The sequence below is a fragment of the Allobosea sp. 05T422_2 genome (assembly GCF_056396265.1).
This window is the reverse complement of record NZ_JBFTLD010000255.1, coordinates 1-9,887: the sequence shown is the minus strand read 5'-3', so window position 1 is coordinate 9,887 and position 9,887 is coordinate 1. Positions and strand designations below refer to the sequence as shown.

Annotated in this window: 10 protein-coding genes; 3 read left to right on the top strand and 7 right to left on the bottom strand. The window is 65.0% G+C overall.

Translation table 11 applies throughout. The features are described 5' to 3' along the window. A partial coding sequence (locus AC1DJT_RS29625) for an MmcQ/YjbR family DNA-binding protein (protein WP_476835447.1) occupies nucleotides 1–301 on the bottom strand: 301 nt, incomplete at its 3' end. Between the two features lie 34 nt (nucleotides 302–335). Next, nucleotides 336–1,409, bottom strand: coding sequence for a malate/lactate/ureidoglycolate dehydrogenase (locus tag AC1DJT_RS29620; RefSeq protein WP_476835446.1), 1,074 nt, complete (start codon nucleotides 1,407–1,409; stop codon nucleotides 336–338). 178 nt (nucleotides 1,410–1,587) lie between these two features. Between AC1DJT_RS29620 and AC1DJT_RS29615 the strand changes: the two genes are divergently transcribed. After that, nucleotides 1,588–1,983 (top strand): HesB/IscA family protein, encoded by a 396-nt coding sequence (locus AC1DJT_RS29615; RefSeq protein WP_441491781.1) that lies wholly within the window; start codon nucleotides 1,588–1,590, stop codon nucleotides 1,981–1,983. Between the two features lie 17 nt (nucleotides 1,984–2,000). Here AC1DJT_RS29615 and AC1DJT_RS29610 read toward each other — a convergent pair whose 3' ends face one another. Together AC1DJT_RS29610 and AC1DJT_RS29605 are read right to left on the bottom strand one after the other, a co-directional pair. After that, the gene (locus AC1DJT_RS29610; RefSeq protein WP_476835445.1) at nucleotides 2,001–3,059 is read right to left on the bottom strand and encodes a GGDEF domain-containing protein; all 1,059 of its coding nucleotides are present in this window, start codon (nucleotides 3,057–3,059) and stop codon (nucleotides 2,001–2,003) included. Nucleotides 3,060–3,245: 186 nt separating this feature from the next. Beyond that, entirely contained in the window at nucleotides 3,246–4,718 is a 1,473-nt protein-coding gene (locus AC1DJT_RS29605) for a DEAD/DEAH box helicase (protein ID WP_441491779.1), read from the bottom strand. Between the two features lie 162 nt (nucleotides 4,719–4,880). Here AC1DJT_RS29605 and AC1DJT_RS29600 point away from each other — a divergent pair, with 162 nt between their 5' ends. After that, nucleotides 4,881–5,576: an alpha/beta fold hydrolase gene (locus tag AC1DJT_RS29600; protein ID WP_476835444.1), complete on the top strand. Its 696-nt coding sequence runs from the start codon at nucleotides 4,881–4,883 to the stop codon at nucleotides 5,574–5,576. Between the two features lie 3 nt (nucleotides 5,577–5,579). Here AC1DJT_RS29600 and AC1DJT_RS29595 read toward each other — a convergent pair whose 3' ends face one another. The 3 genes from AC1DJT_RS29595 to parE all read right to left on the bottom strand — a co-directional run bounded on the left by AC1DJT_RS29595 (nucleotide 5,580) and on the right by parE (nucleotide 9,142). Then, nucleotides 5,580–5,843, bottom strand: coding sequence for a hypothetical protein (locus AC1DJT_RS29595; RefSeq protein ID WP_113518715.1), 264 nt, complete (start codon nucleotides 5,841–5,843; stop codon nucleotides 5,580–5,582). 74 nt (nucleotides 5,844–5,917) lie between these two features. After that, nucleotides 5,918–6,844 carry a LysR family transcriptional regulator gene (locus tag AC1DJT_RS29590; protein WP_476835443.1) on the bottom strand — a complete coding sequence of 309 codons (927 nt, stop codon included), beginning with the start codon at nucleotides 6,842–6,844 and terminating at the stop codon, nucleotides 5,918–5,920. Nucleotides 6,845–7,048: 204 nt separating this feature from the next. After that, nucleotides 7,049–9,142, bottom strand: a complete 2,094-nt coding sequence (gene parE / locus AC1DJT_RS29585) for a DNA topoisomerase IV subunit B (RefSeq protein ID WP_476835442.1) — start codon at nucleotides 9,140–9,142, stop codon at nucleotides 7,049–7,051. 335 nt (nucleotides 9,143–9,477) lie between these two features. On the opposite strand from parE, the gene AC1DJT_RS29580 reads away from it, so the two are divergent. Next, complete coding sequence (locus AC1DJT_RS29580) at nucleotides 9,478–9,678, top strand: hypothetical protein (protein WP_476835441.1); 201 nt, start codon at nucleotides 9,478–9,480, stop codon at nucleotides 9,676–9,678. The last annotated feature ends 209 nt before the right edge of the window (nucleotides 9,679–9,887 follow it).

Below are 9,887 nucleotides of genomic sequence, written 5' to 3'. Positions count from 1 at the left end.
GGCTTTCGCGGAGATAATCCCGAAGCGCATCGTCGGCCATGCTCTCATCGGATTGCCGCTGGATCCAGGTCATTCCCCGTGAGGCGAGATAGGGGGCAGGCCGCAGGCCGGGCTGCTCCTGGAGGATGGTGTAGGCCATATCCGAGCATTTGAAGGTGACGGCCAGCGGCTTGCCGCCGCTCCAGCCGGCAATGGCAAAAACCTTGCCGCCGACCTTCCAGACATGGGCGCCGCCCCATTGCACGACATGGCTCGTCGCTGGCAATGAGGCGCAGAACGCGTTGTAGTCATCAAGCGTCATTGGCGCCCCGTGCTCCCATTGCGAGCCTGAGCGCTCAGTACTGCTCTGCATCAATCCCGTAGCGCGCCGCTGCCCCCTTGATCTGCGACCAGGTCTCATCGTCAAGAGGAATGCCGGCGCGACCGCGCTCGGCGCGGACCGCGCGCTCCTTGTCGCCCGGCGCCAGCACGGGACTGGCTGGGTCCTGCGGCTTCGCGGCGCGAACAAACGCGAGATAGCTCTCGGTCCGGCTCTTGCGGAGCGCGGCGTCCGGCTCCAGCCGCGACGGGTCGATCAGCACGCCGAACAGCGAATTGATGATCCAGCTCCTCTGTGGCTTTTCGTCGATACGGGCAGCGCCCATCAGTCCGGCTGAGAGCAGTTCGGCAATCAGCGACAGGCCGGCGCCCTTGTGATCGCCGAAGGGCAGCAACGCGCCGAGCGGCAGGTCCGGAATGGCGTGCTGGAAGACATGGGCGGGATCGGTCGTTGGCCTGCCCTCGCCATCGATGATGTAGCCCGGAGGCACCTCAACGCCCTTGTTCAGCGCGACGCGAGCCTTGCCATGCGCCATGCGGCTGGTGGCGAAATCCAGGATGATCGGCTCACCATCAGGCACGGGAATGCCGATGGCGTGCGGATTGGTGCCGAAACGGGCTTCCTTGGCGGCATAGGGCGCGACGATCGGCGGGCGGCCGGCGACATTCACCCAGAAGAACGAGATCAGCCCGGCTTCCGCGGCGATCTCAGCATAGTGGCCGATGCGGCCGATATGGTGCGCGTCCAGCAGACTGACGATGGCGACGCCACCGTCTTGCGCCATCTTGGCTGCGCGTTCGACCGCCTCGCGCGCGGTGGGCTGCCCGAGCGCGACCTGGCCGTCGATGATCAGGAAGGGAGCGCTGTCGAGTTTCGTGACGGGCGCTGCGTCCGGTTTCAGGTTCCCGTCCGCCAGCGAGGTGAAATAGAGCGGGATCATGCCGACACCATGGCTGTCATGGCCGCTCAGATTGGCGAGCACGAGATGGTGTGCCGTCTCCTGTGCCTGCGCCTCCGTCCAGCCGGCCCTTGTGACCATCTCGCGGACGAGGGCATGGAGCGATTCCGGGCGGTGCAGGCGATAGGTCATGTGTGTTCGAGCCGCTTCTGGTGAGAGTGTCACAGTGCATGCCGCGGCCCGTCATGCAATGTGCGCAATGAAATGGCGCCGTTGCGCCGCAACACCTCGACGTTGCGCTTACCGATCCTTATGTAGAACATGCAATCCTGTTTCATCGGGCCTTGAACCCGATCGAGGAGGGACGAGGATGTTTTCAATTCCGGGCCTGAAGGTGGTGTCGCTGACCGACGCCGCTGCGACGCGTATCCGCGAGATCATGGCGCAATCGGCGCTCGACAATCCGGACGCGCCGGCGCTCGGCCTTCGTGTCGGCGTCAAGAAGGGCGGCTGCGCGGGGATGGAGTACACCTTCGAGGTCGCCCGTGAGGCGCATAAGGGCGACGAGGTCGTCACCGAGAAGGATGCGACCGTGGTCGTCGATGGCAAGGCTGTGCTCTTTCTGCTCGGCACCGAGCTGGATTTCAGGAGCGACCGCTTCTCCTCGACCTTCGTCTTCAACAACCCGAACCAGGTTTCCGCCTGTGGCTGCGGCGAATCGGTCGAGATCAAGCCCCACGCCGAAACGGCGCTTACCGGCTCCTGATCCCCGGATAGCGCGAGTCAGGCCACGCGGCTTGTCGTGTCCAGCGCCTCTTCGGTGATCGTGCGGTTGCGGCCGTCACGCTTGGCCTGCATCAAGGCCTGATCGGCGCGATCGACCAGTGAACCGGCCGTGTCGCCTCGACGATAGACCGAGACTCCCAGCGAGATGGTGATCCGACCGAGGTTTTCGTTGGTCGAGCGCTTGATCAACTCGCGGGTGAGAAGCGCCTGGCGCACCGTCTCGGCACCGAATTTGCCGGCGACGATATCGGCTTCCGGCAGGATGATCGCAAATTCCTCGCCGCCGAAGCGCGAGATCACCGCCTTCTCCTTGAATTTGTCCTTCATGGTGCGGGCGACGAGGCGCAGCACCTGATCGCCGGTCAGATGGCCATGTGCGTCGTTGAAGGTCTTGAAGAAGTCGATATCGGCCATGACCAGCGCAAAGGGCTCGCGCTGCAGCGTCGCCTGGTCGATCGATTTCTGCAGCATCTCCTCGAAGTGGCGGCGATTGGCGAGGCCGGTCAGAGGATCGGTCAGCGCCTCGGCCCGCGTCGTTTCCAGCGCCTCGCGAAGATGGCGGATCTCGTTGGAGCTGTCCTTCAATTGCGACTCGAGCTGGGTCTTGCGCACCACCTCTTCGCGGGTCGACATGACCAGCGCTTCGACCCATTCGCGCAAGCGCTGCCGGTCGGTCATGGGCGGGACTTCGTCCGACATCGCGCTGAGGCGGCCGTGATAGCGCTCGCTCGAATCCAGCGCGCGATCGACCAGCGACATCAGGCTGTCGATCTCGCCGAGAACCTGCAGGCTGGTGCGTTCGGCCTGGCGCGCGAGCCGTTCGGTGCTGATGAAGCGGTCATAGAGGCTGTCGATATCGGCAGCGCCGACCTGACCCTCGCTACCGGTGATGATCGCGTTCATCACMATGCTGAGTGCGGGCATCTCGCCGCTCAGATGTGCGTACCAGACCTCGAAGGCGCGGGGATAGCCGGGAGAGCCATGTTGGCGCATGGCCGCAACGACACGGTCGGGCAGGTCGGACGTGTACTGGGAGGACTGCGTCTGTTCGCTCATCGTCATCGCCCGACCGGAGCCGATCCCGCTGGCCACACCGGCCATCTCGGGCTCGATTGTGAATCGAAGCGGGACATTCTGTCCGTCATGACGGCGGCAATCGCGCCCCGCAGGGTGGCTGCGGGAAGCCCTAGCCACTCACTAAGATTGGAGGAACGGTGTTAAGATACCGTTGATGCTGCGGTGTCAGCCGACCTTGACGGGCCGCAGCAGGAAGGCCGGGACGTGATCGCCCAGGCCCTTGACCTTGGGTTCGCGATCGTCCTCGTCCCGACGCCGATCATGTGGGCGCGAGTGCGCTGGCGCAGGCTGCTCGCTGGCATGGCGAATGCGGGTCTTGGTCGGCCGGTCCTCGCCACGGCGGCGGGTGTCCTGAGGGGCACGATCGGCGACTTCCACGACCGCTGCCTCTTCCGACGGTGCGGCTTCCTCGCGTGGGGTCCGCAGGGGACGCCCGCGACCGCCACGCGGCGAACGCTTGTCGTCGCGGCGGCTGCGACGCTCGTCGCGCGGTTCACCGGGAGGCAGGTCGTTGAGGCCGGGGCCTTCCCAGGCAATCGGCTGGCCGGTGAGCTTCTCGACGGCGGCGACAAGCTTGTCGTCGTGACGGGTGACGATCGTGAAGGCTGCGCCGAGGCGGCCGGCCCGGCCGGTGCGGCCGATGCGGTGGACATAGTCCTCGGCATGGGTCGGAACGTCGAAATTGAAGACGTGGCTGACGGCCGGGATGTCAAGCCCTCGGGCGGCGACGTCGCTCGCCACCAGGATCGGATTCTCGCCGGTACGGAAGGATTCCAGTGCGGCCATGCGGGCATACTGGTCCATGTCGCCATGCAGCGCGACGGCAGGGAAACCATGTTTCAGCAGGGACTTATGGAGCGTCGCGACATCGCGCTTGCGGTTACAGAAGACAATCGCGTTCTGCAGGTCCTTGGCGTCGCGGATCAGCTTGCGCAGCGTGTCGCGCTTCTCATAGTCCTGCGAATTGGAGGCGATCAGGCGCTGCGTGATGGTCGTGGCTGCCGTCGCKGGACGCGAAGCCTCGATGCGCACCGGATTATGCAGGAACTGCTCGCTGATCCGAGTGATTTCCGGCGGCATCGTCGCCGTGAAGAACAGGGTCTGCCTCGTGAAAGGCACAAGCTTGCAGACGCGCTCGATGTCGGGGATGAAGCCCATGTCGAGCATGCGATCCGCTTCGTCGATGACTAGCAATTCGACGCCGGTCAGCAGCAACTTGCCGCGCTCCACGTGATCGAGCAGGCGCCCAGGCGTCGCGATCAGTACGTCAACGCCGCGGGTGATCTTGGCGTCCTGATCGCCGAAGGAGACGCCGCCGATCAGCAGCGCGACCGAGAGCTTCTGGTTGACGCCGTAACGCGAGAAATTCTCCTCGACCTGCGCGGCAAGCTCGCGGGTCGGTTCCAGGATCAGCGTGCGGGGCATCCGCGCCCTGGCCCGGCCATTCTCCAGAATGGTGAGCATCGGCAAGGTGAAGGCGGCGGTCTTGCCCGTGCCCGTCTGCGCAATGCCGAGCACATCGCGGCGCGCGAGCACATGGGGAATGGCCTGAGCCTGGATGGGGGTAGGCGTGGAATAGCCTGCGGATGTGACCGCCGTCAGAACTTTATCGCTGAGGCCGAGTTCGGCAAAAGACATCGAGAGTTGCGCTTCTTCAGGGTCGGTGACACGTGGCGGGACGACCTATCAACCGCGACGGTGGCGCGACTTCTCTTTCCTGCGCGCCTTCGGACCCCTGTCCAATGCAGAAATAACGCGGGAAAGTCAACAAACTAGGCAAGAACGGAAGRTATGATTGCCATGAACGAGCMGCTTGTGCTGATTCCAGGGTTGAGCTGCACCGCGGCGCTCTATGGACCGCAATGGCCGGCGCTTGCCCCAGGGCGGCCGGTCCTCGTCGCCGATCATGCCCGCGACGATAGCCTGGCCGCCATCACAGCTCGGCTGCTGGAGGCGGCCCCGGAGCGGTTTGCGCTCTGCGGTCTGTCGATGGGTGGCTATATCGCCTTGGACATCATGCGCCGGGCGCCGGAGCGCGTGACGCGGCTGGCGCTGCTCGACACCAGCGCGAAGCCGGCGACGCCGGAAACCAACGCGCCGCGTGAGCAGATGATTGCTCTCGCCGAGAAAGGGGCCTTCGACAATGTCACGACTTTGCTCTGGCAAAAGCTCGTGGCGCCGGAACGCCTGACCGACGAGGTACTGCGCCTCGATGTGCGGAAAATGGCAGAAGATATTGGTGCAAAAGGGTTTGTTCGCCAGCAAAGAGCGATCATGGGGCGGCCGGACTCTCGGCCGGGCCTTGCTGCCATCTCGGTGCCGACAATGATTCTGGTTGGCGCGGAGGACCAGATCACGCCTGTCGCGGAAGCCCGAGAGATCRCCGATGGAATCGGGGGCAATGCGCGGCTGCGCACCATTCCCGATTGCGGCCATCTCTCGACACTGGAAGCGCCACAGGCGGTTACAGAAGCGCTGCTGAGCTGGCTGGGCTGACGCTCAGCGCGGAGCGGAGCAGGGGTCGAGCCTTGTTTCGTTTGCGCTCTTGCGGATCGATCCGGTGACGAGCGGATCGATCATCTGGCCCTTGGAGGCTGCGGATGCGACCTGGCTCAGGCGCTCTGTGTCGAGATGCTGCGCCGTCTGGGTGGAAACGAAATTGACGGCGATGACCGAAAGGAAGGCGATCGCCGCGCCAGCCTTGGCAACATCCGCGACCATGCTGCCGCGCTCGTTTTTCAAGAAGAGTTTGATGACCCGCATGGGGCGCTCCGCATCGTTGGGGCGCAATGCCGCCCCTTGATGAGCATTTTGCGCGCGCGCCAGTAAAAGCTTGGTTAGCGAATGCTTGCCGGGGTCGTCAGAATGCCATTCAAGCGTGTCCTGTTTGCTCGAAAGAGTGTCTGCAGCGCCCGCAGCACGGCCATCACGGCCGGACGCTGGCGGGGGACCTCGTGCGAGACGAGAAAGATCTCGTCGGCAGTTTCGTCCGGTGGCGGCGCGAGGCGGATCAGCGCGTCGTCGAAATCGGCCATGAAGCACGGCGCCATCGAAACGGCGCCCGCCGAGCGAATGCTCTCATAGCGCGCGGCTGAATCTCCGACGCGGGCCGCGATCGGGCGCCCATTGGCCCAGTTCAGGATGTGCTCCTCGATACGGGAGGAGACGTCACGGCTGACCGAAATGATGGGCGCCGTCAGAGGATCGACATCGCGGCGCGCATAGAGCGCCTGCACCAGTCGACCGATCTTCTGGCTGAAATAGCCGCTCTCCTGCGGGGGGCGGCGCATCCGGATTGCAATATCGGCATCCCCGCGAGCCAGGTCGAGCCGGTCTCGCGTGCTGATGATGCCGATCTCGACGCCGCCCGCCTGGGCCGAAATCGTCGTCGCATGCATGGTCAGGAACAGGCTGATCGAGGTCGTCGCCGTCACCCGGACAGGCGCATCATCGGCGGAGCGTGCCGCACGCGTCCGGTTGCTGAAGCGCTCCACCGCATTGGCGATGTCACTGGCATCGCCGGCGAGAGTTGCGCCGATCTCGGTGAGAACGAGCCGGTTCGCCATGCGCCTGAACAGCGGCAGGCCGAGCTCTGCCTCGAGACTCTTGAKGCGACGGGCTACCGTTGCCTCGCTCAGCCCGAGCGCGACCGCTGCCACGGCCAGCGTCCCACCGACCGCGACGGAGTGGAAGATCGCGATGTCGTCCCAGTTGGGTGAAACCAGCGCGTGGCGTCGAGGTGGAGAGGAAGCAGGCTGCCCCATGCGATCATCGGCCATGGCTGAGCATGGGGGCCTGTTCTGGCATCGGTATCATCATGCGGCGTGTTCGGGGGCGGGCGATTGCGGTTGGGCATGTCGGCAAGATGCCGCCGGGACACCTGGCTGACAGCCCGCCGACTTTGACGGTCTCACCGACAAAAATGCGAGGGTAGCGCGTGCCCGAATATCCTGGCCGCGCCCCCGGCCTCACAGGTCGATCAGTTCGCCGGCGAAGGCCGCGCGTTCCTGGATGAAGGTGAAGCGGGCTTCCGGCTTGTTGCCCATCAGCCGCTCGACGGTGTCGGAGGTCTCGTCCCGCGCCTCATGCTCGACCATGACCTTGAGCAGGATGCGCTTGGCCGGGTCCATCGTGGTTTCCTTGAGCTGCGCCGGCATCATCTCGCCCAGACCTTTGAATCGGCTGATCTCCGGCTTCTTGCCCTTGAACACGGTCGCGATCAGCTCGTCCTTATGGGCGTCGTTGCGGGCATAGACGCTCTTGCCGCCATGCTGGAGCCGATAGAGCGGCGGCACGGCAAGGTAGAGATGGCCCTTCTCGATCAKGCGCGGCGTCTGGCGCCAGAAGAAGGTGACGAGCAGCGAAGCGATATGGGCGCCGTCGACATCGGCGTCCGTCATCACGATGACCTTCTCGTAGCGYAGGTCATCCTCGCGGAACTGGCTGCCGATGCCGCAGCCAAGTGCCAGGATCAGGTCGGCAAGCTGCTGGTTCTGGTTCAGCTTCTCGCGGGTCGCGTTGGCAACGTTGAGGATCTTGCCGCGCAGCGGCAGGATCGCCTGTGTCGCGCGGTTGCGCGCCTGTTTGGCTGACCCGCCGGCGGAATCGCCCTCGACGATGAACAGTTCGGAGCCTGCAGCGCCCGCGCTGCTGCAATCGGCTAGCTTTCCGGGTAGCCGAAGCTTGCGCGTCGCGGTCTTGCGCGAAACTTCCTTCTCGAGCCGGCGGCGCTGGCGTTCCTCGGCCCGGTCGACCGACCAGTCGAGCAGCTTCAGTGCCTGCTGCGGCGCGGCGGCGAGCCAGTGATCGAAAGCATCGCGCACTGCGTTCTCGACGATGCGCGCGGCCTCCAGAGTCGCAAGCTTGTCCTTGGTCTGGCCCTGGAACTCAGGCTCGCGGATGAAGACCGACAGCATTGCGGCACAGGTCGCCATGACGTCGTCGGAGGTCACTTGCGCCATGCGCTTCGACTGGCCGATACGCTCGGCATGGTCACGCAGGCCGCGCAGCAGCGCGACGCGCAAGCCCTGCTCATGCGTGCCGCCTTCGGGCGTCGGAATGGTGTTGCAGTAGGACGAGCTGAAGCCGTCTTCGCCGGTCGCCAGCCACGCCACGGCCCATTCCAGCGAGCCGTGGCCGCCATCCCGTGTGATCTTGYCGGAGAAGATCGGCTCGGCGACCAGATCCTTGCCCTCGATCTCGCGGCCGAGATAGTCGCGCAGGCCTCCGGGAAAGCGGAAGACGGCCTCCGCCGCGACGTCACCCTCCGGCTTCAGCAGCGCCGGAGCGCAGCGCCAGCGGATCTCCACGCCACCGAAAAGATAGGCCTTCGAGCGTGCCATCCGGAACAGGCGGGCAGGGGAGAAATGGGCCCCCTCGCCAAAGATCTGCGCGTCGGGATGAAAACGCACCTTCGTGCCGCGCCGGTTGGCGACGCGTCCGACGGTTTCCAACGGCCCCTGCGGGGCCCCGCGCGAAAAGACCTGACGATAAAGCATCTGGCCGCGCGCGACTTCGACCTCGAGCCGGTCGGACAGGGCATTGACGACGGAAACGCCGACGCCATGCAGGCCGCCCGAGGTCTCATAGGCCTTGGAGTCGAATTTTCCGCCGGCATGCAGCGTTGTCATGATGACTTCGAGCGCCGACTTGTCCGGGAATTTCGGATGCGGATCGATCGGGATCCCGCGCCCGTTGTCGGTGACGGCCAGCGAACCGTCCTCGAAGAATTCGACGTCGATGAAGGTTGCGTGGCCGGCGACCGCCTCGTCCATCGCGTTGTCGATCACCTCGGCGAAGAGATGATGCAGCGCGCGTTCGTCGGTGCCGCCGATATACATGCCTGGCCGTCGGCGCACCGGCTCGAGCCCCTCGAGGACTTCGATGGCGGACGCGGTATAGCCGGCCTCGGACAAGGTGCCGTTGCGCGGGACGGAAGGTGAGGCCGATTGCTGCGAAGGCTTGCTCGGGGCGGCCGCATCACGCTTGACCGGCGATGGCTCGGGCGCCCGCTGCGGCTGCTCGCCGCTGCCCTCACCGAAAAGATCGCCATTCTCCGTCATTTCGTTCGCCGATCACCTGATTCGCAGCGCTGATAGAATAGCGCATCCGGGACGTCGCCAGGGCCGGCACTCAAGCCAGCCGCAACGATTGTTCCCCAGACATATAACGAACATCGCTCCGAACAAGCAGGAGAATCGTCGCTCCACCCCTTGCTGTGCACCGAACCCTCAGCCGAGCGAGCGTCGCAGCGGTGTCACGCGAGCATGCCATACGGTGTCGCGGCGGATGGTTCATGTCGCATTAACCCGGCGCGAACGAGAGTGGTGGGGTCGAGATTCGCCAGCTTGCGAATGGCTCTGCAGCTGTCGGAAACTTGGGAAATTGGGAGGCTGTCGTGGTCGCGCGTTCGTCGGTTCCAGGGATGAAGATGGCCGGGCTCGAGCGCACCGCGCGCCTTGCCGGTGAATCCTTTGGTTACGAGGATATGGCGCTGCTGACCGGCTCCCGCTCGATCGATGCCGGCCAGGGCCGCAAATTGTGGTGGCTCGCAGCCTCGTTTGCGCTGATCGGCGTCGTGGCGCTCGCCTTGCGCTGAGGCGGACGCCAACCGACAGGCTTAAACGCGGGCGGAGTGCAGCGTCGGTCGCCTGTCAGTCCCGACGATCGGCGATCAGCCGGTCGTAGAAGGCGAGATGCCTCCGCGCCGCCTCATCCCATGAGGCGGAAAGATCGACACCAATCGCGTCCGCCCTGTGAAGCTGGGCGGCGATGATGGCGTCGGCGAATTCTTCAGGTGCCGCATCG

Coding starts and splice junctions, on each gene's coding strand:
- AC1DJT_RS29595 (WP_113518715.1), bottom strand. CDS start 5,843: ATGCGGGTCATCAAACTCTTCTTGAAAAACGAGCGCGGCAGCATGGTC.
- AC1DJT_RS29615 (WP_441491781.1), top strand. CDS start 1,588: ATGTTTTCAATTCCGGGCCTGAAGGTGGTGTCGCTGACCGACGCCGCT.
- AC1DJT_RS29620 (WP_476835446.1), bottom strand. CDS start 1,409: ATGACCTATCGCCTGCACCGCCCGGAATCGCTCCATGCCCTCGTCCGC.